The sequence below is a fragment of the Marinomonas sp. MED121 genome, from assembly GCF_000153025.1.
GTDB lineage: Bacteria > Pseudomonadota > Gammaproteobacteria > Pseudomonadales > Marinomonadaceae > Marinomonas.
Window position 1 is genome coordinate 320844 of record NZ_CH672433.1, and the last position, 25875, is coordinate 346718.

Below are 25875 nucleotides of genomic sequence, written 5' to 3' on the forward strand. Positions count from 1 at the left end.
TTTCCTAGTAAGAAGACGTTGAGGCGGCTAAACCTGCACCCAGCCCAAAGTCGTTGGCTGTGGCAAATAAATAATTGAATTCGACTTTTTGTTTTTGCAGAGCAACAGAGATAACAAGGGCTTGAATCTTGGCGTTTAAGCTTTCAATGCGAGCTTTAATCACATCAGAAAATGGCCCTTCATTACTCTTATAAGCGGCTAATAAGATGTCTTCTTGCTGTTTTAATTGAGGTATCAAGGCGGATTGGTACAAGTGATCACGCTGATTTAATTTGGCAACTTTAGACTGAATGACACGGTATTTTGCTAGCATTTGTTTGAGCTCTAACGCTTGTTCAAAGGCAATAGCATTAAGCGCCAGTTGCTTCGACTTCACTCCCGCATCTTGTGCCGTTTTTGAGAAGATAGGCATATCTAAGGTGACACCAAGTGAAAGAAAGTCACTGCGAGACATGCCATTGTCTGCATCATCTCGATAACCATAACTTGCGTTTAGCCCCCATTGTGGCTGATAAGCTTGTTTAGCCAATGACATATTCACTTGAGCAAGCTGAGCTTTCTCATCTAGCGCCACTAGACTTGGATGCTGATTAAGCTGTTTAATCAGAGTTTGATCCGATATTGAGCGATTAAGCGTGTGCTCTTTCTTCTTTAAGTGGCCTTTGTCATCTAAGTGGCCTTTGTTATCTAAGTAAACTGGATCAGCAGGATAAAAGCGCGCTTGTTTGAGATTCACTTGCGGCAAATTTTTCGGCTTTGGCCATGATTCAAGATCACCTAGCCAATGGCTTAATTGCGCATATTTCGCTTGTTTGGTCAGGGCTAAACTCGTTAATCTATCTTCAAGGCGTATTAACTCTAATTCAGCCTTGATGATATCCCCTTGGCTAGTCCGTCCTAATGCTGACGAGTAGCTCGCTTGAGACACCTCCAACAGCTGTTCAAACAAACCACGATTAGCCTCAATCAAGGCAATGCTTTGCTTGGCTTCAAATATGGCCAACCACAATAAGGACACATCCCGCTCTATTTGTGCCGCTCTTTGGTATTGCTGTACCTGAGCAAGGTGACCCTTTTGTTGCCAAGTTTCTTTTTTCAGCGCCAGACTATCGCCCCTTGGTAGCATTTGGCTAATAGAGAACTTTAACTGAGTCATTGCCTCTTGATTAAAGTCCAAGCTATCTAAAGGCATATTGGCTAAACCTAAACTCAATTTAGGGTTAGCTAGTTCACCACTTTTTATGGATTCGGCCTGTAAAGAAGAGACAAATAATTGATTGGCATCCAGCCATTCATCACGACTAATCGCCTCTGTAATTAACTCCGTTAGAAGGTGTTTTTCACTCACTTCCAAACGGTTATTTGATAGGGTCTGCCCTGTTACTTGCTGGGTAAAAGCAGACATTAAAACGAGTAACTGAATACTCAGACGCTTAGCTAAATACATTAACCAGGCTCCTTTCTTAACATTGAAGAACTTGGCGTATTTCATCGAAATAAGGCCAAAAACAATGCGATACATTAGAGCAGTGGGATTTTTGGCAAGCGTCGTCTATCTAAGACAAGCCTGAGGCCAAATCAAATACGCTATTGCATCACAAATAATGATTAAGAAAGTGTGTTAATCGGAGGCCGATAGAGGGAGTTAGCCCTAAAGCTGAAATGCTCTGAATGAGAATAGAAGTTAACACTTTGCATGGCAGAAGACTGCAAAGAGGGCTTGATAAGGGCATCATAAACCAAGCTGGCACACATGATTTCAGCGCAATCTTGTCCCATGATCTGACAATGAATTTCACAGTTTCCTGTCATGTCAGAATGAGGTGAAACAGACATACTCGCCATATTATTATGCTCAAGCATAGGACTGGCAGAGTTAAACTGAATCTCATCAGAAGAAGTTGTGTGTAACGACTGGAAAGTAAGTGACGACATCACTTGAGAATTCGCATCTTCATGCATAGGCAATAACTCAGAAATGGACTGCAGCAAGAATAAAGCAGCAAAAATGCTGAAGATTATTCCTTGTTTCACTGAGTTCATAATTATCACCTAAAAAATTTGTTGCGAATGCTGACATAAATTTGATCATGAAACCAGTCTGAAATTTAACAAAATCCATTCATTTCATTTTGTTTACACAATCAAACTCACTAACATTCGCCCGAAGAAGTATGCTTCATCTTATAGACAATAAAGTAACAAAAAGGTTTTTATCAATTTAATAAAATAAAGTTTGTAAGTACTAACTTCTTTTAATTCTTACGACTCTCATAACTTCTAGGGAAATACCCGCAACATTTTCTGTACTGGGGTAATAGGTAAGGTTAACTCTCGCGCCCTTTAAGTTTTGATATTTTCCCTGGCGCTTAAAACGAAATGGAACCTCGTAACCTTCAATCATAACAGTATGTAAAAACCAATCTTCTTGAGGCCTTTGAACATGAGATGTTACTTTTAGGTCATTAGATTGAATCAATTCTTTGTTCTTCTTCAATAATGCCTTTGGATCAGATTGCACAAGGATCTCCTTGATAGTGTGAGCTAAGGCATTAGTATGACATATAAACTATATTTACTAGATTGATAATTTTTTATCCGATTGAAGTGAGCTGATACTATGGCAAAATCTTAGGTTAAAGCGAACATTCGAAAACGCTAACATATCATCTTGTAAAATGACGTTTTAAAGGCGTATGATTAATTTCAGATTTTTGTCTCTTATTGATCTTTTATATTTTGTATTTTCAGTATGTAGCGTCAAAGGAAAGACTATAAAGTGGCTATTCGTATTAAAGACAGAGCGTCCGTTAAGCATGCACAAACAATTATCATAGCCTCTTTAATTTTGAGCTTGGTATTTGGTGTGCTACAAGCCTTCTTAGACCTCGAAAGTGAAAAGCAACAAATTCATAATCGCTTTAGTAGTATTCTATTGCTTTCACATGATCCGGCAGCCCAGGCAGCTTACCAACTCAATTCGCCTCTAGCTAAGCAAGTAATCAAAGGGCTGCTCTCTCACCCTGATATTATCCAAGCTGAAATTATGGATGACTTTGATAGTCAGCTGGCCAGTGATGTTGATCAGCCTAGTGATGAAAATGAGTTTACTCAATTTCTTGCAAATTATTTATTTAGTAAGCAAGGCCACCTTTCCATCCCCCTTATTTTCTCACCTAAAAATATCAATGTTGGCTCTTTAAGTATCACCCTTGACTCCCAAGCGGTGGCCAAAAGCTTTATCGGTAGAGCGACCAATGTTTTTTTATTAAGTTTGATAAAAAACTTAATTTTATCACTGATATTATTAGCATTTTTCTACAAGGTTCTCACTCATCCTCTAACAAAACTCACCATTTGGATTAGCTCAATTAAGTACAATAACAAGGCGATAGATAACCCGCCGATTAAGATTAAAAAAGATGAGTTCGGATTACTAATAAAACAATTTATGGCACTTTGGAAAGAAAGAGAAAGTGCAGAGGCGCAACTTAGAGAGTATGCCTACTTTGACCTACTCACTGGCTTATCCAATCGCCGACACCTTTCTGATATCCTGCATAACGCCATTATCAAAATTCAGCACCAGCCCACTATCGGGGCGCTTTTTTATATGGATCTCGATAGGTTTAAACACATCAATGATTCACTCGGACACGCCGTTGGTGACGCACTACTAGTCACCATAGGAAAACGTTTAAGTGAATTTAAAAATGACGATACCAGCGTGGCACGTTTAGGCGGAGATGAGTTTGTGATTCTCATTCCAGATATCGCAGATACTGAAGAAAAAGCCCATGAAGCCGCCACTCAATTAGCCAATAAAATACTTACCTCAATAGCCGAACCTCATACTCTCATTGGTCACCTTTTATATACTTCAGCCAGTATTGGTATTTCCATTATTCGTCAGGATTCAAATACGGGACAAGATGTTCTTAGACACGCAGACATCGCCTTATACAAAGCAAAAGCTGAAGGCGGCAATACTTATCATTTTTATGAGAACCAGCTGCATATTCAGGCAGAACAACGTCTTAGCATAGAACAAGGTTTACACAGCGCAATCGAAAATAATGAGTTCTACCTTGCTTATCAAGCCCAATGTAACAAGGATGGAGACATTATAGGAGCGGAATGCCTTGCCCGTTGGAAGCATCCTGTTCTAGGGGAAATATCCCCCGGTGACTTTATTCCAATCAGTGAAGAAACCCGCCAAATATACCAATTAGGGGATTGGGTTTTAAAAACTGCCTTCTTACAAGTCACTAAGTGGCTTCATCAGGGACTGCCTCACAAATTTACACGTCTCGCGATTAATATCAGTCCGATTCAATTTCAAGACCCTAATTTTGTTGAACGCGTTCAAGAGTTACTCGTAGAATGCAAATGTCCTCCTCAATTAATCGAACTTGAAATCACAGAAAGCTGCCTCTTTAAAGATGAGCATCTTGCCAAATTAAAAGTAGAGCAACTAAAGGACATGGGGCTAAGCCTTTCTCTTGATGATTTTGGTACAGGTTATTCATCTCTTCGCCACTTAAGAGAGCTAAAGCTCGATGTTATCAAGATAGATCAATCTTTAATTAGAGATTTACACCTAAATGAAATAGATAAAGACATTACCGACAGCATCCTTTCATTGGCTCAAAAATTAAACATGAAAGTGGTGGCGGAAGGGGTTGAAAACCAAGAAGAAATGAGTGCGCTATTAGAGTTGGGGTGTGAGTTCTATCAAGGCTTTTATTTCTCAAAACCTATTAATGCAGAGGCGTTTGAAAAACTGGTATTTGAAGATCGAAAAAGCGTGCAGCAAATGCTTAATCAATCTTAAGACACTTTCTTAAGTAGAGCTTTGAATCTTATACCTCAAGAATCAAAGCCATAGCAATTAATTCGATAGTAGATAATGCTATAACACGTAAAGCAAGATACTCGGTATGGTAACCAGACTAATCAGGTTACCAATCAGCACCATAGAAGCCACCTTATTTGGCTCCTGCTGAAACAACTCAGACACAATATAATTCAATACCGCTGGCGGTAAGCAGGCAAACACTAAAAGATAGGCAAAATACTCTGCTTTTACCGGCCAAATTTGTTGCCAAATTAAAGCCGCAATCAAACCTGTTAACGGACATAAAACACCAGCCCATAACCCCAAGCGCCAATTGGTTAAATCCACATCCTTCATTCTCACACCCAAAGCAAACAACATTAATGGAATTGAGATTTGTCCTAACATATCAATCGGAACAGATAAGGAGACAGGCATGCTCCAACCTGAGAAGCTAAAGAGTAAACCAAAAATAGTCGCCAGCACCATGGGCATGGTGAGTATGCTTTTCAGCTTAGTTTTAGGGTTGATAAGATACATACCTAAGGTAAAGTGAAGCAGGTTTTCTGTTAAAAAGAGCACCACAGCAATAGGTAAAACAGACTCGCCAAAAGCCAGCACCATTAACGGTATACCTAAGTTACCACTATTATTAAACATCATAGGAGGTAACAGGGTTTTTGTTGAAACCCCCATAAACTTGGCAATGGGCCAAGCTAATAATCCAGAACCGACCACAATAACAGCCGCGCCTAAAATCAGGCCTTTGTACTGCATCACATGAAAACTGCCAGAGGCCATCACTGAAAAAATCAAAGCGGGCACAAACACATCCATATTGATGCGATTGGCAATCGTCATGTCCGTGTCACGCCACCTTGCATATAAAAAACCAACTAGCACCACAAACACCAGAGGAAATACCGTATCAAAAGTTCGTGATAATAATTCGGACTGTTCCATTCTTATCCCTTTAAATTGGCAAATTGTCGATTAGACTCATTTCTTATGCTGATAACGTCACTCTATTAAAAGCATGGGTTTTGCAGATGCGCATGCTAAAGTTAATGAGAAATAACCGCAAGCTAGTTTGATCAAGAGCTAAATAGAGCATATGCAAGAAAAGATAATGGAAGATAAAACCTTTAAGATCACCTTGAGTCAATCCGACCAAAGGATAAGCTATCAAAGCATCCCAGAAGAAAACATTATTGAAAGCTTAGCGAGGCAAGGTCGAGAGGTACGAAAAGCCTGTGACAACGGAGCTTGCGGCGTGTGCTTAACAAGGCTCTATGCAGGTGAGATTGACTATGGTTTACGAGAGCCTTTTGGTTTGAACCAGAAAGAACGAGAGCAAGGCTATATTCTGCCCTGTATCGCACACTGTAAAACCGATATCGAAATTGAAGCGCCACCAGCGCCAAGGCCAAAGCGTAATCGGCCTTAAGACAACTCCAGATACTGAAGCTATTACCCATGCAGTATCTGGATTTTCTAGTTAGATAAAGACCTGCTTTATTTTCCTTTCCATGGGACTAGTTTCCTTTCTAAATATCGCATGAAGAGATCAAATAAATAAGCAATGATTCCAATCACAATAATGCCCATAATAACAACATCGGTTACCAAAAATTCAGCTGCGTTTAGCACCATAAAACCCAGTCCGGCTTGAGCAGCCACCATTTCAGCTGCCACCAAAGTTGTCCAACCAAAGCCAATACCTATACGCATGCCAGTGAGAATTTCAGGTAACGCGTTGATTAAAATAATATGTCGAATCACCTGCCAACGGGTCGCCCCCATCGAATAAGCCGCATGAATTTGCTCGATTGCCACAGACTTTACACCAGCCCGCGCACTTAACGCCATAGGAGCAAAAATCGCTAAGTAAATAAGAACAACTTTAGAAACCTCGCCTATCCCAAGCCAAATAATCACTAAGGGCAAGTAAGCTAACGGAGGTAAAGGGCGATAAAACTCGATAATAGGATCGAATAGACCTCTAACAATGCGATTAACGCCCATTAAAATACCAATGGGAACTGCGGTTAAAAAGGCTAAGAAAAAGGCAGAGAAAACCCTCATCATACTCCACCCCGTATGCTCCAATAAGGTCGCATTTGCAAAGCCTTCGGTTGCCACTTCCCAAAACCGCTGCACAACAGCAACCGGAGAAGGCAAAAATAGCGGTTTAACCCATTGCAAGTAAGTGGCAATATGCCAAATAAGAATTAAAAAAGCCGTCGTAAATAGACTAATAGCTAAGCTCTTACCCTGCCCTGGTGCGCCGTAAGATTCTCCCGGTTTAACTGGACCTGCCGCAAATATAGATAAAAACGTTTGCATCAAATTTGATTTGGTTTTGGGTGCTGATTCAGCTTTAGAGACAGGCGCTAAATCTAATGCATGAATGGATTCTTGATTTTTCATTAGTGAGCGCCTCCATTCAACACTTCATCACCATGTATTATGCCTAACACCTTTTCGCGCATAGCAATAAATTCTGGCATAGACTTAACTTGTCGAGCATCTCTTGTTTCTAGAAAGATTTTATTAAAATCAAGCGAGAAGTCGTGAGTGATACGACCGGGCCTTGGCGACATAATAATTAAACGTGACGCCATAAACAGGGCTTCTTCAACACTATGCGTAATAAAAAACATCATTTTTTGCGTCTTACGCCACACGTCTAACAAGAGCTCTTGTAAAACTTCACGCGTTAAAGCATCTAGCGCACCTAAAGGCTCATCTAATAGCAGCATTTGGGGATCATTTGTTAGCCCTCTCGCAATACCAACTCTTTGTTGCATACCGCCAGATAATTGATAAACGGGATGCTTATGAAAGTCCTCTAAACCTACTAGTTTTAAAAAATAGCTTGCTCGCTCTATTCTCTCTTTCTTGCCAACACCTTGTAGCTTTAAACCAAAGGCAGCGTTTTCCAATACATTTAGCCAAGGCAGTAAAGCATGCTTTTGAAACACGACGCCTCTGTCTTTACCTGGCCCTGTTATCTGGTCTTGTAGGTCTAATCCGCAAGCAACACGGGGTAACCCTGAAATATCACTGTCACCCAGAGTAAGGTATCCATTACTGGGTTGGATAAAGCCTGCCATAAGGTTTAATAGGGTGGTTTTGCCACAGCCAGATGCCCCAAGAGCGACGACAAATTCTCCTGGTTCTATTTGAAAGTTAATTTCTGAAAGAGCTGTCACACTTTCGCCACCATTCATACCAGGAAATTGAACGGATACATCATGAATTTGTAATCGGCTCATACCATACTCCAATAAATTAAGTGAGATTTAAATTTAAGGACTCAAGCAGGTCTTAAGATCCGGCTTGCGTTTTATCTCTTGCATAGGGAAAGCCCTCTCTATTAAGAAATAGAGAGGGGAAAGCCGATTAAAGTTTGGAAGCCTCTAACGCAAAACTCGGATTAACAAAGACACTGTAATCATTTGCTAAACTAGACACCTTACCTTCTTTTTTAAGAAATTCTGAAGTGAACTTAAGCGCTTTCGCCGCTCCGCCATCTGCACCACAACCTAACCAAGAACAGCTGGTTTGTTCTGATAAATTAGGGAATTGATAAAGCGCTAATACACCAGGAACAGAGGCGGCAGAGCCCCCCGTCATTTTGGCAATATTTTTAATCATGGTAGAGCTTTCAGATAAAACTGCTTTATTCTGACGGTACTCATTATCCGCATCTGCAATGAGTTTGATCAATTGCGCTACCGCTTGAGGCTGCTCTTCTCCAAATGACTTGTTAATCACCATGCCATCAAATGTTGCCTTGCCCCAGCGACTAAGCTCACCTGAGCTAATCATGACTTGACCTGATTGCTTAATACGACCTAAAGCAGGGTCCCAAATGAAAGCAGCATCAATATCTCCTCGCTCCCATGCAGCAGCAATCGCATTAGGTTGCATATTAATTAGCTTCACATCTTTATCTGTTAAGCCAAATTGCTCCAATGCAAATAACATATGAAAGTGAGTCGTTGAAACAAAAGGAACGCCAATTTTTTTACCTTTAAGATCTTGTGGTGATGAGATACCAGACCCGTTTCTAACAACAAGCGCTTCGGCATCATTAATATTTTCTAAAATCCAAACAAGCTCTATGTCTAAACCTTTATTAACCGCTGCAGCAATTGGGCTTGAACCCGCTGTCGCAATATCGATATCACCCGATGCCATAGCCGTAATAACTTTGGCACCAGAATCAAAACGACGCCATTTGACTGCAAAACCTGTCGCTTTCTCAAATTGCTTCTCTGCAATCACCGACTTCCAAGGATTCATCATCCCCTGATAGCCAATCGTAACTGTCTCAGCACTTGCATATTGAGAGGCAACAAGACCACCAGCAAGCATTGATAAGCCTAAGGTTTTCTTAATCATTCGCTTAATACTTTGTACTTTCATTGTGAATCCTCTTGAAGATGAAATCGATGTGTAGGTTTCAACAGTAAAAGCACAGACCCATAAAGCGATAGATCCAGTTAGTTAAAAGAATTAGTCCAGTTAAGGCCTGTGGACTAAAACTTGCATTAGATTGGAGCAATAGAAACCTAAATTTGGGGATTGGCCTTGCTTAAACACTACTTTCATATCGAGTTTGATACCGAGCGAACACTTCAAGACCAGATCCGAGAATACCTAGTTGATCTTGTGTTAACAGGCAGCTTCCCCGTGGATAAGCCGCTGCCTTCATCACGTAATTTAGCCCATATGTTGGGGGTTTCACGTAACACTATCGTCCTCATTTACGAAAGCCTTGTTGATAGTGGCTATATCGAAGCTAAGTCACGTAAAGGTTTTTTTATCACGGCAAATTACGATAGTCCTGAGACAATCGGCACTAATATTGTGCAAAAAGAAAAAAAGATTTGTCCCAACTGGTCACATAGATTTCAAAAACAACCCAGCAACGAACGCAACATAGTCAAGCCAAATGATTGGCAAGGATTTGAGTATCCCTTTATCTATGGGCAGATTCAGAGAGAGTTTTTTCCTTTGGAGCAATGGCGAGACTCGGTGAGAAAAAGCATGTCAGGCCAGTGGAACAAATACTGGATAAATGACATGGTGGATACTGATGACCCTCTTTTAATCGAACAAATCCGCACCCGCTTACTTCCAAGACGAGGCATCTATGTGGAGCCAAGTGAAATCATCATTACCATTGGCACACAGAACTCCTTATACCTACTAGCCAATCTTTTATGTAGTAACACAACACAAGTCAGTATGGAAAACCCAGGTTTTCGTGATGCGTTAAATATATTTTCATTGTTTGATAGCAAGATACAAAAGCAGGATGTTGATCATGACGGCATAATCGTCGATGACAAGCTAAATACAAGCGACTATCTCTACATCACGCCAAGCACACAAGTTCCTACCGGCGTAGAACTGAGTGAAGATAGACGAAAAGCCCTATTAGAGAAATCGGTAAAACATGATTTTGTGATTATTGAAGATGACTATGACGCTGAAATAAACATGAAAGAAAACCCACAACCCGCGTTAAAAGCTTTGGATCAGAACAATAGAGTTATTTATATAGGCAGCATGTCAAAGTCTATTTCTCCTGGACTAAGAATTGGCTACATGGTTGCCGATGAAGAGCTGATTTCAGAAATAAGAGCATTAAGACGCCTTATGTATCGCCACCCACCGGTTAATATTCAGCGCCAGCTCTCCTTATTCCTTTCTCTTGGGTATTACGATACCTACCTGCGTAAATTACGCGTTATTAACTCGTCTAAACTTAAACGCATGCGAGATGCGGTTACCCACCACCTTCCGCACATGTATACGGTCAAAAACGTCAGCGAAGGCGCCACCTCCCTTTGGTTAGAAGCAGCAACAGAAATTAACACGGAAGAAGTGGCTTGGCTTGCCGCTCGCAACAGTATTTTGATCGAACCTGGCGCGGTGCATTTTATTAATGAAACACCCCCTAAGAATTTCTTTCGACTCGGTTTTTCAGCAATAGAGAATCATAAAATAGAGCCAGGCATCCATGCTTTAAAGACCGTATTTGAACACTTTTAATCCTTGGTACTATATTCCCTCTAAGCTGGCCCTATCAGCATCCTCTCTTTCCCCTATACCGTATTAGCACGTCAGATCAGCTTACTTCTCTGACACCTAATACGGAGATAAGATTTGATGCCTCATTTAGAACTCGCCATCTGCCTGATATTTATAGCCGCCTTCATAAGGGGCTATACAGGTTTTGGATTTGCTGCGATTGCTATTTCAGGTTTAAGTCTCATCTGGCCCATTCAAATCAATGTTCCCGTTATTCTCACTTTAGATTTAATCAGCTCTATCGGCTTAATATCTGGTGCTTGGCACCATGCTCATAAACCTCTACTAAAGCACCTTAGCCTTGGCGCACTGATTGGCATTCCTATTGGATTAATGATTTTAATAAAGGTACCTGATCCTATTTTAAAGTTTGCCTTAAGCCTGACCATTATCATCATGATTGTGGGCTTAATTTACTCATCAAACATCAGCTTACCTTTCTCAAAAGTCTTAACAACAGGTGTTGGCGTATTATCGGGTGGCTTTAGCGCCGCCGCTTCTATCGGCGGTTTACCCGTTGTCTGCTTTTTATTAATGACAGGGATTTCAGCATCGGTACAAAGAGCGACCTTGGTTATTTTCTTAACCGCTTCCGATGTTTTTTCTGTGGGACTCATGGCATTTAATGAGATTTTAACGACCGCTTTAATCTCACCTATTCTTTGGTTATTAGCACCATCCCTTATTGGCGTACAAGTGGGACAGTGGTTCTTCACACGCAAACCACCTCAATCCTTTCGCCCTATCGCTTTACCCATATTAATCACCCTCTCCAGCATTAGCCTCTACTTCAGCAGCATGCATATTTTTAAATAAGGAATTCGTATGAAAAAAACCGCGGTTATTACAGGCGCAACATCAGGCTTTGGACTCGCATCAGCTCGTGTTTTTGCTGCTGCAGGTTGGAACCTTATTCTAATCGGACGACGTAAAGAGCGACTACAAAGCCTTAGTGATGAGCTATCTACTCGCTGTCATTTACTCACAATCACTTTAGATTTGAATGAGACAGATGCTGTCATAAAGGCCATGAATGAGCTTGAGCAGCCTTTTCATAAAATCGATTTGTTGATTAATAATGCCGGCCTTGCATTAGGTACAGATGCAGCTCAGCACTCAGATCTAGACCAATGGCACACCATGATAGATACCAACATTAAAGGACTCACAAGTATCACTCATGCGCTATTACCTAAGCTCATCGAAACAGGAGAAGGCGCATCCATTATTAACCTTGGCTCTATTGCCGGCAGATGGCCTTATCCAGGCGGTAATGTTTACTGCGGCACAAAAGCCTTTGTCGAACAATTCTCGCTTAATTTACGTTGTGATCTTGCTGGCACAGGTGTGCGAGTGACTTGTTTAGCGCCAGGCTTATCCGAAAGTGAATTCACCCTAGTTAGAACAGGTGGAAATCAAGATGCTTATGACTCCCTTTATAAAGGCACTCAAGCAATCCAACCGGAAGATGTTGCAAAAACCTTGTTATGGATTGCCCAGCAACCTGCCCATTTGAATATTAATAGCCTTGAGCTGATGCCTGTCAGTCAAAGCTGGTCACCTTTCGCAATTAGCCGCCAAGACACTAACCCAATAAAATAGGAGATACTCCATGTCACAGTTGAATGAATATACTAATGAAGAAATTCAAACTTTTGACAAGCAAAAGGTTTGGCACCATTTAGCACCAGACGCAGCAGTGCAAAATGGCCTCCCTATGTTTGTAAAAGGCCAAGGCTTGGACCTTTGGGATATTGACGGTAACCAGTACCTTGATGCATCAGCAGGGGGAGTTTGGGTGACTAATACAGGTTATGGTCGTGAAGAAATTGTGGCAGCTATGAGTAAGCAATTACTGAATCTCAATTTCTTTGCCAGTGCTATGGCAAACAAGCCTGCGGCAATTTTCGCGAGCCATTTATTAGAAAAAATGCCTGGTATGCAGCGCGTTTTTTACTCAAGCTCAGGCTCAGAAGCAAACGAAAAAGCCTTTAAAATGGTACGCCAACTTTCCGCAAAAAAATATGGCGGCAAGAAATATAAAATTCTCTATAGAGAGCGTGATTATCATGGCACAACACTCGCAGCCCTGAGTGCCACAGGCCAATCACAACGTCGTGATCAGTATGGTCCCTTTGTTCCAGGTTTTATTGAATTCCCCCATTGTTTTGAATATCGCAGTCAATTTGAAAACAATCAAGACTATGGCATAAAAGCGGCGAAATTAATGGAAGAGGTCATTCTTCGTGAGGGCCCAGACACAGTTGGCGCTGTCATTATCGAACCCATCACCGCAGGCGGCGGTATCATTCCCCCCCCTGAAGGCTATCTAAAAGCCGTTGAACAAATTTGTAAAAAACACGATATTTTATTGATTTTAGATGAAGTGGTTTGCGGCCTAGGTAGAACAGGTAAATGGTTTGGCTACCAACACTATGATATCCAACCAGATATCGTCACCATGGCAAAAGGCGTTGCGTCTGGTTATGCCGCTATTTCTTGCACTGTCACCACAGAAGCTCTTTACCAAAGCCTGCAAGAAAATTCTAGCCAAGACAAGCTCGGTTACTTCAGAGATATTTCAACTTATGGCGGTTGCTTAGCTGGCCCTGCCGCTGCCATTGCCAACATGAAAATCATTGAAGATGAAAACTTAATCGAAAATAGCTCCATGTTAGGAGACCTTTTATTAACAGGTTTAGAAAATTTGAAAGCCAAATACGAGATCATTGGCGATGTAAGAGGAAAAGGACTTTTATGTGGTATTGAGTTGGTCACTGACCCTATTACAAAAGCCCCTGTTGATGAGTCAGTTGCCATTAATATTTTTGCGGAGTGTAAGAAGGCAGGACTTTTAATAGGAAGAACTAACCGAAGCTTTGACACTCACAACAATATTCTAAATTTTAGCCCTGCCTTGTGTATCTCAAGAGATCAAATCATGCAGATATTAGCAATACTTGATCAGGTCTTTGCAAAAGTCACTCAAGCATAAGCCTTAATCATAGGTAAAATGATACTTGATACAGACAAGGAGCGCCCCCTAGAGCTCCTTGTCTGTTTTACTCTTCACAACAAGAATCACTCTTGCCTATCCTATTAATTCCACCTCAGCTTTCTTTTAGGGCTAGGGCGAATCAGTTAACATAGCCCTATCTTAGTTATATTTAACAATCTGTATGTCATTTGATTTTACTGCTCTAGATCTGCCAATCACTCAAATTATTGAGCCTTTACGTCAACAGCTTAACCATCATGATGAAGCCATTTTAGAAGCGGAACCTGGGGCAGGTAAAACCACTTGTGTGCCTTTAGCCCTATTAGATCAACCTTGGTTAAAGCAGCAGAAAATACTCGTACTTGAACCAAGAAGATTAGCAGCAAAACATGCCGCAGCTCGCATGGCAGAATTACTTAAAGAACCCTTAGGTAAAACTGTGGGTTATCGTATTCGCCACGAGCAGAAAGTCAGTCAAGAAACACGAATTGAAGTGATTACCGAAGGAATCTTAGTTCGATTATTGCAAGATGACCCTAGCCTTGAGGGTGTAGGTTTAATCATCTTTGATGAGTTTCATGAACGTAATCTAGATTCAGACTTAGCTTTAGCTTTGTGCCTTGAAAGTCGTGATTTTCTTCGTGAAGAAGAGCCGCTTAAACTGCTCGTCATGTCGGCGACTTTGGAGCAAGCCTCTTTAGAAAAAGCCTTAGGTTGTCGTCGTTTATTTTGCCCTGGCAGAAGCTTTCCTGTGACGGTCAATTATCAAAACTTAAGTCTAAAACAAGATGAAATACTGCCTCACCTTAGTCGTACTGTGTGTCATGCACTGGGCCATGATGAAGGGGATATTCTTGTTTTCTTACCCGGTCAAAGTGAAATCAACCGACTGGAATCAAGCCTGCAAGATCAACTGGCGGATCATTGTGAGGTGCTTCCTCTCTATGGCAAATTAGACTTTAAAGCTCAGCAAGCAGTATTAGCACTTAACAAGCACTCAGATGATTCCTCAAATAAAGCGAATAAGAGACGAGTCATACTTGCCACAGCCATAGCGCAAACCAGTTTAACCATTCCCAGCGTGAAGGTTGTGATCGATTCGGGCTTAAGTCGAGAAGCAAGATTTGATGCCAATACAGGCCTGACTCGTCTTCATACCAGAAAGGTAAGCCAAGCTGAAAGCATTCAAAGAACTGGCCGTGCCGGCCGTACCTCAGAAGGTGTCTGTTATCGATGGTGGAGCGAAGATGCACAAAACCGCTTCATGGAACAAGCTCAGCCTCAAATCATCACAGCAGACCTTAGTAATCTCGCCTTAGAGCTTGCCAAATGGGGAGCCAGCCACCACCAAGATTTGACCTGGTTAACCCCAGTTCCAGAAGGTCATTGGCAACAAGCGGTTGGGCTTCTACAAGAACTAGGTGCTTTAGAGAAACAAGACGCTTTAAAGCTAACCGCGCTAGGTGATGCCATGTCTCAATTCTCCGCTTCAGCCCGTATTGGTCGATTAATCCTTGCAGGGATCGCGATTAAAGAAAACACATTAAGCACACTTTTAGGTGCGCTTATTATGGAAGGCAATAGCGGCCAAACTCAGCAAATAGATTTGAGTGAACAAGCCCTAGGTTTTCACACTAAAACAAACCAAAAGGTCGCTAAAACCCAGCAGCAACTGTTACAACAAATGAATAAATTGGCGCAAAGCCTAGTGAATAAGATTGAGCAAACCTCAAGCCATCTTGCCGCATCTGATCTAGCAAACTTTACACAAGAAGACAAAATAAGCTACCTGCTTGCCTGTGCTTATCCAGATCGCATTGCCAAACAACAAGGGTTAGATAACAGCAGCCAGTGGCAAGATTATAAGTTAGCCAATGGTCGATTAGCGCAACTACATAAAAGCCAAGCCGTTGCGAAAGCAGGTTTTATCATTGCCTTAGAAACTGGTGGTAACAGCAAGTTTAATAAGGATCAGGTTTTCCTAGCAAGTCCTTTGAATCCTCACCTATTTAAAGATGCACTTCATGAGCTCACCAGCGTCGTTGAAAAGGTTAGCTGGCCTAAAAATAGTGAGCGGTTACTTTCTAGTCAAGACACTATGGTTGGTGGATTATGCATTGTTTCTAAAACACTTTCTCAGATTTCTGAAGAGGCTCAAACACATGCTGTTTGTCAACATATAAGAAGCTTAGGGTTACACCTTTTAAACTGGGATAAAGCCGCCCTGAGAATAAGACATAGACTTGCCTTTATTCACCAAATGGCTGAATCAGATCAGCCCAACTTACCTGCTCAGATTACTCAGTTCCAATGGCCCAAAGTGGATGATACTAGCCTGCTGGATACCCTAGAAATTTGGTTAGCACCTTATCTGGCTAGTGTCAGCACTCATGCTAAATTAAGCCAGCTTCCCCTTGCGGATATTTTGCTAAACCAATTGGATTGGAACCAGCAACAAGCCTTAGCAAACCTTGCGCCAGAGAGTTTAAAAGTCGCTTCAGGAAACCAGATTCGATTAGATTATCAAGCCTTTCCCCCTAGCTTAAAAGTCAAACTACAAGAGATGTTTGGCACATTGAAAACCCCTGAAATTGCAGGCACCAAGGTGAAAATTGAGCTGTTATCCCCAGCTCAAAAACCTCTGGCTATCACTCAGGACCTAGAGCACTTTTGGCAAAATGCCTACCATGAGGTGAAAAAAGAAATGCGAGGCCGTTATCCAAAACACCCTTGGCCAGATAATCCTTTAGAGGCTATTGCTTCTGCCAAAACCAAAAAGGCGCTAAATCGAGATACTTAGAAATTAAGTACCTTTAAAATGGTTTAGTGGGAAGAGCAAGCTTTAAAGCTTGCTTAAAGCACTGGCAGTTAATGCGCGACTAAAACCTGTGTTTTTCTTATGAGTAGGAGACCAGCCTTCCAAGAAACGCTGAAAATCAGCCCAAGCCAACTCAAAAGCAAAACGCCATTCGGTTTCTAATTCATCAACTGGAATACTTGAGTTTAATGAAGCAAGTGTCTCTTTCAAGCGAAAGAAATAAAGGTCTAACAAGGTTTGCCAATTTTGTTCACATTCTGTTTCGGTTAAGCAGCTACCCAAAAAATAAATAACATCTTTCATACCGCAGCCCATACCAAGATATTGAAAGTCCAAAGCAGCAACCTTGTATGCTTCTCCTTGTTGAGGATTAGAAAAGCAAAAGTTAGCCACTTTTGCATCCCCATGAATTAAGGTTTGAAACCTCAGCTCATTCAAGGTTTTATCCAATAACCCAGCCTGTTCTTTTAATTTTGAATTAGGCATTGCTTGCCATTCATCTGGGCGCGTTGCTAAATGCCAATAACTGCCAATGGGCCAAGAGCCATATGGTTCATATAAACCCTGTGCAAAAGTCAGTGACTTATCCAAGGTCAAAAAGTTATCAAGATGAAATGGGGTATTTTTGCCTTTTTCACGATCAATTAGAAAATAACCATGAAGGTCTGCCAACCACTGAATACACCCATGAGTCATGGGCACAGGTAAACGATCAAAACGTTGGCTAAAACCGGATTGATTCAAATCTTCTAACACCAACAATTGTTGCTGACTCCCATTATCAATAGAAGCATGGTAGCAATACGGCATTCTTAACCCTGTTGGCCAGTTTTCTAAAACTTGCGTTTGGTTAAACAAGGCATAAGCATTTTTTTCCACTTGATAAGAGGTTATTTTGCGTTGATGAGCTAAATTACTTTGCCAACCTCGGGGGTGATTTACCTCTAAAGGTGGCTTAACCCATTTGGCAACAACAGATAAAAGTGAATCATATTCATTTATATTTACTAATAAGTCGAATTGAACAAGATCACCATAGCCAGACCATAAAGGCTGTAATTGCCTCCCCTGACTCACAGAACTCAGATTAAAAGCAAGTTTAAGCCACTCACGAATACTCTCTTGAGTGAAATCTTTTAGTTTAAGTACTTCACAATCTGGTTTTAAGCCAGTATTTACGCCTTTCAAAGAGCTCAACTTTTTTCCTTAACATAAAAAAGTATCAGATGAAGCAATGATAGATTAATCATTGATAATCAAAGAATTAATTTTACCATAGCAGCATTTTTATCGACTTAATTGCAACTTTTCTTACTTACACTCTGTAACCAAATGTGGGTTTACCAGCTTTTTCGTTCACATTTGCTGACATTTGTTGAAGTTAATCTAATAATTAGCCTTAGATTTGCTTTAAAAAGAATATTTTTTCATCAAGTCCTAAGCAAAAACAAACTATTTGTTAAACATTGTAACTAAAGCTTAGGGTGTTAGAGATAAGGTAAGGGGGCTACTATGCATTCACTAAAAGTGCTTATTGCCGATGAGTTTCAAAATTCACGACAGTCTATTAAAAAGATACTTGCTTCATTAAACATTAATAAAGTGAGTGTGACATCTAATGGTAAAGGTGTCATCGATGCATGTCGTAATACGGCTTTTGATCTCATTCTATGTAACTATAACCTAGGAAAGGGTAAAAATGGGCAGCAGGTATTAGAAGAAATACGCAAGCTCGGTTACCTAAAAGCCACCTCCTCTTTTATCTTTATTTCCGCTGAAACAAGCCGTGATGTCATTATGAGCTTGATGGAATCTAAGCCAGATGAGTTTTTAACTAAACCATTTAATCAGTCAGAGTTAATCAAGCGTATTAAGCATTTGTTTAATAAAAACACTGAGCTTCTTGATATTAAAAATGCGATAGAACAAAACGATCACGATAAGGTCATCGCCCTTTGTAATGAGCAAATCGAGCAAAACACCCATTATAAATCTTGGTGTCAAAAACAATTAGCTGATGCCTTATTTGAATCTTGTCGTTATAAAGAAGTATTGGATTATTGCTTTAGCTTACAAGAAACTAGAAACCTCGATTGGGCAATGTTAATTGAAGCCAAAGCACTCTATGAAGAAGGCTCTACCGAGTCAGCCATTAATCATTTAAATAAAATGGTATCTATCTTTCATAATAATACCGCGGCTTATGATTTATTAGCTGTGTATTACAAGCAGATGGGGCTCACTCAACTAGCTCAAAATAGCTTAGAGTCTGCCATTAAAATCTCGCCCTATGTGATAACTAGGCAGCAGTCGCTCGTTGACCTTAGCTTATCTAATGGTGATTTGAGTACGGCACTAAAGTCAGGTCAACACACCTTAAAATTAAGCAAAAACTCTATTTATGCTTCTGAAAGTCAGCACTTACAGCTCGCTCAGATTGTGGCTGAATCCATCATTGATGATAATTCACCTGAGGCACGAAAAAGAGCGCAAGAAGCCTTCGTGATTTTAAGCCAAATTAATAAGCGTTTTCCTGATAAAGATGAGACAAATCTTCAACGACGCTTGGTGGAATGTCAGGTATTTAATAGTCAAGGTAGACGCGATCAAGCTAAAGATGCATTACAAAAAGCACAGGACTTGATTGAAAAGCAACCTGAATTACTAAGCCCTAAAATCGAATTTGAATTAGCAAAAACCCTTTACATAACAGGCCGCCAAGACGAAGCAAAAAACTTGTTTAATAAAATCATCGAGGAAAACGCTAACAACCGAATCCTAGTGGCAAAGGTTAATGCCTTTATCGATGAACCGATTGGCATTAAAGCGCGCTTACGTGCCAAAGAAGAAAACCAAAAAGGCTTAGACTTTTTTGAAAAAGGAATGTTCTCTGAGGCCATTGACTGCTTGATACAAGCTCAAAAGTTTTCACCCAGTCACCCAGGTTTGAACATGAACATCATTCAAACGGCCTTAAAAGTAATGAAAGATAAAGGTCCAACACATTATATGGTGGATATCTCATTCGATGCATTACATAGAATTGGCCACATTACCGAAACACACAGCCAATTTAAACGTTATAGAAGTTTAAAGCGTTACCTAGAAAAAAATTATTTAAACTAAGGTTTGTCTTTCGCCAAAGACTATTAAAAACAAACCTAATTGTAAAACCTGCCACTAAAAAGCACTCGAAAGAGTGCTTTTTAGTGGCATATTAAAAGTAATATTCTGCCATCAAGGTCACCCCTTGAATGACATTATCTTCAAATTCAGTTCCCATTTCATCGACCACATCTTTTGCCATTGCATACTCATAGGCAGCAATGAGATTAATATCATTCACTAAAAATGAGCTAGCAAGGAAAATGCCTCGATAGCCATCATTAGGCGCTAAAGGATTTACGTCATCTTCAAGGCGCTCTTCATGAACATATTGAATGTAAGCTGCCACCTCATCATTAAACTGCCTAGCGATACCTAATTTATAGGTCATAGCATCCTTATCATAACTTGCCAACTCACCCGCGACAGAGGTGCTAATCACTTGATCACTCCATTCACGCCACTGGGCACTGAAAGTCAGCAAGGTACCTTCTGCAATACCCGTTTGAAAATCAAATATAATGGCCTGAGGTAAACTAAAATCACTGCCACTTTTAGCCGTGTCTGTTGCTCCTCCCGTATTCGATAAAATAATGTCACTTGTCTCTGTTACATCAAAACTGTGATCCACCTTACTTTGATAAACAAGGCTTGCTCGTAAAGCAATATCGGGGATTTCCAAAGCGGCACCAGCCAGATAACCTAGCGCGGTATCCGAGCCAAAATCAGCTTCGATACTGGGTACACTGCCAGGGGTTTGGTTAGCGGAGACTGAAGCAATATTACTATTTATCGTCATATTGCCTGATGTTTTATTAATGGTAGGGCCGGCGATCAGGGAGTAACTTTCATTAAGTTGATATTTAAAAGTAAGTGCCAAACTTTGAGTTTCTATTAAAGCCTTGGTGCCGTCATAAAAGCCCTCTTGGTGAGAAACATTTAAATTATAGGGATCGTAAACTTGTGCACTGATATCCAACTTGTCGGTAAGCTGCTTATGCAAGCCTAAAGTGTACACATTCGTATCAGCAAAAGATTCACCTGTCTGCCCGCCTCCTAAGCTAGCGCTATAATCACCATTAAAGTTATAGCGATAGCTTGAATAGGCAAGGCTTACCTTATCTTTATTACTGTAAACCAAGCTTAAATCATAAGGTGTGAATTCATAGACAGCAGCACTTGCAGCGAAAGGTGCTAATAATGCTAAGCACACCAACAGCTTGTTGAATTTATTCATGGATAGTCCCTAATTTTTTATTATTGTTTTGACTACTTTTAAGCCTTTCTAGTGAAAAATATGGCTAATCAAGCCCTTTGAGACAGATTCATAAAAGTCGCCTCAAGTGTCGAATTTCAAACTAAATGTGGTTAAAAGCATTGATTTTCAGACTATCATGATCTTTTTGAAGAGAAGAATAACCAGCTCGGCCATATCCTGACAAAATCGGACTAATTCAATTCTGAGTTAGAACTTGAGTAAATAGCGTTACTGCGATAACTGGAAGGCGCTTTACCTGTCCATTTTTTAAAAGAACGATAAAAGCTAGTGCTATCACTAAAGCCAACAAGTTGCGCAATATCTTCCATTGCGAGATTCGAATCCTGTAAGTAGCGTAAGGCAAGCTCTTGGCGGACTGTATTGAAGATCTCTTTGTAAGAGGTGTTGAGCTCAGTCAGCCGTCGTCTCAGACTACGTTCACTCATTGCTAATTGTTCGGCCACTTCTTGAATAGAGGGGTATTTTTCGGGTGTTCTTAATAATGCTAAATGCACCTTGCCAACAAGGCTGCGATTAGAGTCTTGCTGCAATAACATCTCATCACAAAGTTTAATCGCTAGACTCTCGGTAACTGGGTTATAGGACTGATTCGTTCGCTCTAAATCTGTTTGTTGAATCAGAACCTGACTCACTGGTGCATCAAAAACTAAAGGGCAGCGAAAAAAATCTTGGTATAGACTCAAATTATCAGGTTCTGGATAGGCAAAATGTACGGCAAGTGGCGCATAAGACTCATCTAGAAAATCACGGGTTAATTTCACATGGCCTGATAAATCTTCATCCACTAAAAACCTAAAAAGATGCTCAGAGACTTGATGGGTAGGACGAGAATAACGCCTGCATTCATTTTCCCCAAAATTCATTTGCACATGAGTCAGGTTAGTGGTGGTTTGAAAATAGCTTTCTGCAATACGTAATGCATCCCATCCATTCTTACAGCTGGCAATGGCATAACCTAACATACCTAAATCACTCAAACTTTCTTGACGACCGATCGCTAAACCAAGCGCAGAATCACCACTGAGCGTTAGCGCATTATCAATAATCACCATGCTTTGATCGAATGAAATTAAGGTGCCTTCATGGGTCAACTCTTCTTCTTTAATACCAGCATCTAGCGTCAATGCCACCGTATTTAAACCCCTTTGATAAAAAAGGCTGGTGATTAAATGAAATAAATAAGTGGGTATCGCGCAATCTTGTCGAGCAAAGGGCGCCAAAGGCGAACGCAAAGTCTGAGTCATAGGTCTTATCGTTATTTTTATTTTTCTACAATTGGCCGAGATTGTCAGGGTCTGGCCTCATATGTGGTTTTTCTTGCCGTTAAAACTACCTAACATTTAAATCCGATATTCAGTAATTGACAACAAAAATAGAAATTAATTACTCAAGCGCATATTACTTACCCAGACATTCTGCCTTTTAGTCAGTAGTTTTTTTCTAATTAGCAACTTGAAAAAGGTTAAAAAGCCATGCTTAAACCCTACTTTTTATTTCTATTAACCTGCCTTAGCTCACTTTTCATAACAGGCTGTGAGCAGGTGCAAGATGATGCAATCAGGCTTGAACAAGCAAGATCTCTCGCACCTTCAAATAAAGATCTAAATGATATTTATCAACGCAGTTGCGTGACCTGCCATGCCAACCCAGACACACAAGCCCCTCTTACAGGCGACCTCATTGCTTGGCAACCAAGAATCGATAAAGGCATGGAAACCCTACTGACTCATGTGGTCAATGGTTTTGGTGGAATGCCGCCATTTGGTATGTGCATGGATTGCAGCGCTGAAGAGTTTGAGCAACTCATTGAATTTATGGCGCAAAGTAAATAGCAGTTAAATCACGACCAAACGAGTTTTCACATGCTTTTCTAAAAGTGTGACTAAGAGCAAGAGTAAGAACAAAAAAGGACGCAAAATATGATTAGTCGACGTAACTTATTAGGCTCATTAATTGGTACAGCAGTCGGTGCTAGCTTAAGCCCTAATATCAGCATAGCAGAAGAAACCAACACAATTACATCTGGGGAAAATTTAGAGAAAGCCACCAGAAAAAGTCTTCCTTGGCGCAATTGGTCAGGCTCTCAAGAGTGCTTCCCTCAATCGCGCATTGCCCCAAAAAACCTTACTGAGTTACAGCAAATTATTACTCAAACCAAAGGCCATATTCGCCCCGTTGGCGCAGGTCACTCCTTTAGCCCCCTTGTCCCCACTCAAGATACCATACTGTCTCTTAGCCGTATGACAGGGGTTATCTCACATGATGAAAGCACTAATCAAGCCGTTATTATGGCTGGCACACGTTTAGGAGACATAGGTAAACCATTAGCTGAGCGAGGCCAAGCCATGATAAATATGCCAGATATAGATGAGCAAACACTGGCAGGCGCACTCGGCACTGCGACCCATGGCACAGGGGCGAGTTTAGGTTGCTTATCTGACTTTGTTGAAGGCTTAGAGTTAATGACAGCCAATGGTGAGGTTTTGTCTTGCGATAGACAGACAAACTCAGACATTTTCCAAGCTGCCAGAGTCAACCTTGGCGCGTTAGGCATAGTCACTCAAATTCGTTTACAAAATATGCCCAAGTATCGTCTTAGACGTGAAACAACTTGCTTACCTATTGATGAGATTCTCGATAATGCCGAGCAAATTGCTCAGGCGAATCGAAACTTCGAATTTTTCTATATCCCTTTTTCTGGCTATGGCTTACTGGATACCCATAACATCACAGACGAAGCGATCTCTGTCACAGATAAAATAGACCAAAATGATGGCACTGAAACCCTAAAACAACTAAGAGATTGGTTAGCTTGGTCACCCAGAATTAGAGAGTATATTTTAAGTCATGAAATGCAAAAAATTGAGAAGGAAGTCACCATAGCCAACTCATGGCAAAACTATGCGCAAGAACGCAATGTTCGCTTTAACGAAATGGAATATCACTTACCAAGAGAATTCGCAGTTCAAGCTTTCAGAGAAATTAGAGACATGGTCGAAAAGCATTTTGATGAAGTTTTCTTCCCGTTCGAGTTTCGATTCGTCAAAAGTGATTATATTTGGTTAAGCCCTTTTAATGGTCGTGAAACCTGCTCTATCGCTGTCCATCGATTTTATAACGAAGACTATCAAGCCATGTTCAAAGCGGTAGAACCTATTTTTAAGAAATATCGCGGGCGTCCACACTGGGGCAAACTCAACAGCATGCAAAGCCAGGAATTTGCCGCCCATTACGCTAACTGGCAAAACTTTAAAGACATCAGGCAATCATTGGATCCAGAAGGTAAATTTTTGAACCCTTATTTAAAAAGCCTGTTTGATATTGCATAGGAGCGCATCATGTCTGATCAAGTTAAATCATCACGTCGTCGCTTTATCCTTGGAGGGTTAGGCCTAGCCACTTTGACCGGCCTTGGCTTTCTCAAACCAAACGATATGGGAGAGAACCATAGCCAATATTTTAAAAAAATGAGTCTTGCCCTAGATAAGGCCCAACAATCCAAGCCCAGTTTAGTGATAGATAAAAGCCTCTTACTTGAAAATATAAAAGTATTAAAACAGCATATTTCTGGACGCTTTGATTATCGTATAGTGGCCAAGTCTCTGCCTTCAATTCCACTACTCAAATTGATAATGGAAACAGCAAATACTCAAAAGCTCATGGTTTTCCACCAGCCATTTTTAAATCAAGTTGCCACAGAGCTCCCCCATTCAGATGTGCTTTTAGGAAAACCCCTGCCGGTAAATGCCGCGGCAAAGTTTTATCAAGTATTTGAACGCCAACCCAAGAAGAATACTCAGGAGCAATTTCAACCAGAACGACAATTACAGTGGCTAATCGATTCCCCCCATAGGCTTAACCAATATCAGAATTTGGCTCATTCTTTAAAAATAAACATGCTCATTAATATTGAGCTTGATATCGGCTTTCATCGTGGTGGTGTCGCCGATGATATTATCTTTGAGAAAATGCTGAAGCAAATTGACGCCGATCCAGCACTCAGTTTTTCAGGGCTGATGGGATACGAACCCCATGTAGCGAAAGTGCCTGGGAGCAAGCTAGCACTAAGAGATGCTGCCATGCAAAGCTATCGAGATAAGCTTGCCATAGCGCTCAAAATTTCAGGCAAGCATACAGATGAACTCACACTAAACTCAGCAGGTAGCCCTACCTATCGCTATTATGATGAAGGAGATTACCCACATAATGAAGTCGCAGCAGGCTCTTGCTTAGTGAAACCCAGTGATTTTGATTTAGATACTCTGTCTGACCATGAAGCCGCCGCCTTTATCGCCACACCTGTACTCAAAGTGATGCAAGATACTCAAATTCCTGGCGTTGATGGCTTAGGTCGATTGATGACAATTTGGAACCCTAATCGCAGTAAAACTTTTTATACCTATGGCGGTAACTGGAAAGCCCATCCTATCTCACCAAAAGGACTTAGCATTAATCCCGTTTGGGGACACTCAACAAATCAAGAAATGCTCAATGGTTCTGAGCATATTCAGCTTAATACAGATGATTGGATTTTTTTAAGGCCAACACAAAGCGAATTTGTCTTTTTGCAATTTGGTAATCTAATCATTTACGACCAAGAGGGAATTATTGATTCTTGGTCTGTATTAAAAGAAGAAACAGCTTAGAAAAGCAAATCATAATTAGGCAAGAACAAAACAAGACCAGCTCAAGTAAAGGCTTTACTCTGCCTGATTCTCTTTGGTAAAACG

The 25875-nt window shown here is 40.8% G+C and carries 21 protein-coding genes; 11 read left to right on the plus strand and 10 right to left on the minus strand.

The window, feature by feature from the left end; translation table 11 throughout:
* Positions 1-4: 4 nt before the first annotated feature.
* From MED121_RS19935 to MED121_RS19945, 3 genes are all read right to left on the minus strand, one after another.
* Complete coding sequence (locus tag MED121_RS19935) at positions 5-1447, minus strand: TolC family protein (protein WP_050764626.1); 1443 nt, start codon at positions 1445-1447, stop codon at positions 5-7.
* Between the two features lie 161 nt (positions 1448-1608).
* Positions 1609-2043: a hypothetical protein gene (locus MED121_RS19940; protein WP_009835583.1), complete on the minus strand. Its 435-nt coding sequence runs from the start codon at positions 2041-2043 to the stop codon at positions 1609-1611.
* A gap of 202 nt (positions 2044-2245) precedes the next feature.
* Positions 2246-2521, minus strand: a complete 276-nt coding sequence (locus MED121_RS19945; protein ID WP_009835584.1) for a hypothetical protein — start codon at positions 2519-2521, stop codon at positions 2246-2248.
* 258 nt (positions 2522-2779) lie between these two features.
* Between MED121_RS19945 and MED121_RS19950 the strand changes: the two genes are divergently transcribed.
* The gene (locus MED121_RS19950) at positions 2780-4834 is read left to right on the plus strand and encodes an EAL domain-containing protein (RefSeq protein ID WP_009835585.1); all 2055 of its coding nucleotides are present in this window, start codon (positions 2780-2782) and stop codon (positions 4832-4834) included.
* 78 nt (positions 4835-4912) lie between these two features.
* Here the strand turns inward: MED121_RS19950 and MED121_RS19955 are convergent, their stop codons facing one another.
* The gene (locus MED121_RS19955) at positions 4913-5800 is read right to left on the minus strand and encodes an AEC family transporter (RefSeq protein ID WP_009835586.1); all 888 of its coding nucleotides are present in this window, start codon (positions 5798-5800) and stop codon (positions 4913-4915) included.
* A 166-nt stretch (positions 5801-5966) separates the two neighbouring features.
* Between MED121_RS19955 and MED121_RS19960 the strand changes: the two genes are divergently transcribed.
* Positions 5967-6284, plus strand: a complete 318-nt coding sequence (locus MED121_RS19960; protein ID WP_036181276.1) for a 2Fe-2S iron-sulfur cluster-binding protein — start codon at positions 5967-5969, stop codon at positions 6282-6284.
* A 68-nt stretch (positions 6285-6352) separates the two neighbouring features.
* Here MED121_RS19960 and MED121_RS19965 read toward each other — a convergent pair whose 3' ends face one another.
* From MED121_RS19965 to tauA, 3 genes are all read right to left on the minus strand, one after another.
* A complete protein-coding gene (locus tag MED121_RS19965) occupies positions 6353-7267 on the minus strand; it encodes an ABC transporter permease subunit (RefSeq protein ID WP_009835588.1) in 915 nt (304 codons plus the stop codon).
* Complete coding sequence (locus MED121_RS19970) at positions 7267-8115, minus strand: taurine ABC transporter ATP-binding protein (RefSeq protein ID WP_009835589.1); 849 nt, start codon at positions 8113-8115, stop codon at positions 7267-7269. The genes MED121_RS19965 and MED121_RS19970 overlap by 1 nt, the downstream gene beginning before the upstream one ends.
* A 127-nt stretch (positions 8116-8242) precedes the next feature.
* The gene (tauA, locus tag MED121_RS19975; RefSeq protein ID WP_009835590.1) at positions 8243-9271 is read right to left on the minus strand and encodes a taurine ABC transporter substrate-binding protein; all 1029 of its coding nucleotides are present in this window, start codon (positions 9269-9271) and stop codon (positions 8243-8245) included.
* 165 nt (positions 9272-9436) lie between these two features.
* On the opposite strand from tauA, the gene MED121_RS19980 reads away from it, so the two are divergent.
* The 5 genes from MED121_RS19980 to hrpB all read left to right on the plus strand — a co-directional run bounded on the left by MED121_RS19980 (position 9437) and on the right by hrpB (position 16743).
* Positions 9437-10906 carry a PLP-dependent aminotransferase family protein gene (locus tag MED121_RS19980; protein ID WP_036181381.1) on the plus strand — a complete coding sequence of 490 codons (1470 nt, stop codon included), beginning with the start codon at positions 9437-9439 and terminating at the stop codon, positions 10904-10906.
* A 117-nt stretch (positions 10907-11023) separates the two neighbouring features.
* Positions 11024-11761 (plus strand): sulfite exporter TauE/SafE family protein, encoded by a 738-nt coding sequence (locus tag MED121_RS19985; RefSeq protein WP_009835592.1) that lies wholly within the window; start codon positions 11024-11026, stop codon positions 11759-11761.
* 9 nt (positions 11762-11770) lie between these two features.
* A complete protein-coding gene (locus MED121_RS19990) occupies positions 11771-12547 on the plus strand; it encodes an SDR family NAD(P)-dependent oxidoreductase (RefSeq protein WP_009835593.1) in 777 nt (258 codons plus the stop codon).
* Between the two features lie 10 nt (positions 12548-12557).
* The gene (locus MED121_RS19995; protein WP_009835594.1) at positions 12558-13940 is read left to right on the plus strand and encodes an aminotransferase class III-fold pyridoxal phosphate-dependent enzyme; all 1383 of its coding nucleotides are present in this window, start codon (positions 12558-12560) and stop codon (positions 13938-13940) included.
* A 184-nt stretch (positions 13941-14124) separates the two neighbouring features.
* Positions 14125-16743, plus strand: a complete 2619-nt coding sequence (hrpB, locus tag MED121_RS20000) for an ATP-dependent helicase HrpB (protein ID WP_009835595.1) — start codon at positions 14125-14127, stop codon at positions 16741-16743.
* Between the two features lie 42 nt (positions 16744-16785).
* On the opposite strand, the gene MED121_RS20005 is transcribed toward hrpB, so the two are convergent.
* The gene (locus MED121_RS20005) at positions 16786-17958 is read right to left on the minus strand and encodes an oxidoreductase family protein (protein WP_009835596.1); all 1173 of its coding nucleotides are present in this window, start codon (positions 17956-17958) and stop codon (positions 16786-16788) included.
* 315 nt (positions 17959-18273) lie between these two features.
* Between MED121_RS20005 and MED121_RS20010 the strand changes: the two genes are divergently transcribed.
* Positions 18274-19887: a response regulator gene (locus tag MED121_RS20010; protein ID WP_009835597.1), complete on the plus strand. Its 1614-nt coding sequence runs from the start codon at positions 18274-18276 to the stop codon at positions 19885-19887.
* 91 nt (positions 19888-19978) lie between these two features.
* Here the strand turns inward: MED121_RS20010 and MED121_RS23910 are convergent, their stop codons facing one another.
* Together MED121_RS23910 and MED121_RS20020 are read right to left on the minus strand one after the other, a co-directional pair.
* Positions 19979-21103 carry an outer membrane protein transport protein gene (locus MED121_RS23910; protein ID WP_009835598.1) on the minus strand — a complete coding sequence of 375 codons (1125 nt, stop codon included), beginning with the start codon at positions 21101-21103 and terminating at the stop codon, positions 19979-19981.
* Between the two features lie 212 nt (positions 21104-21315).
* Entirely contained in the window at positions 21316-22389 is a 1074-nt protein-coding gene (locus MED121_RS20020) for an AraC family transcriptional regulator (RefSeq protein WP_009835599.1), read from the minus strand.
* Between the two features lie 228 nt (positions 22390-22617).
* Here MED121_RS20020 and MED121_RS20025 point away from each other — a divergent pair, with 228 nt between their 5' ends.
* From MED121_RS20025 to MED121_RS20035, 3 genes are all read left to right on the plus strand, one after another.
* Complete coding sequence (locus MED121_RS20025) at positions 22618-22977, plus strand: c-type cytochrome (RefSeq protein WP_009835600.1); 360 nt, start codon at positions 22618-22620, stop codon at positions 22975-22977.
* 87 nt (positions 22978-23064) lie between these two features.
* The gene (locus MED121_RS20030; protein ID WP_009835601.1) at positions 23065-24474 is read left to right on the plus strand and encodes a D-arabinono-1,4-lactone oxidase; all 1410 of its coding nucleotides are present in this window, start codon (positions 23065-23067) and stop codon (positions 24472-24474) included.
* Between the two features lie 9 nt (positions 24475-24483).
* On the plus strand, positions 24484-25791 hold the full coding sequence (locus MED121_RS20035; protein ID WP_009835602.1) for a DSD1 family PLP-dependent enzyme: 1308 nt from the start codon (positions 24484-24486) through the stop codon (positions 25789-25791).
* The last annotated feature ends 84 nt before the right edge of the window (positions 25792-25875 follow it).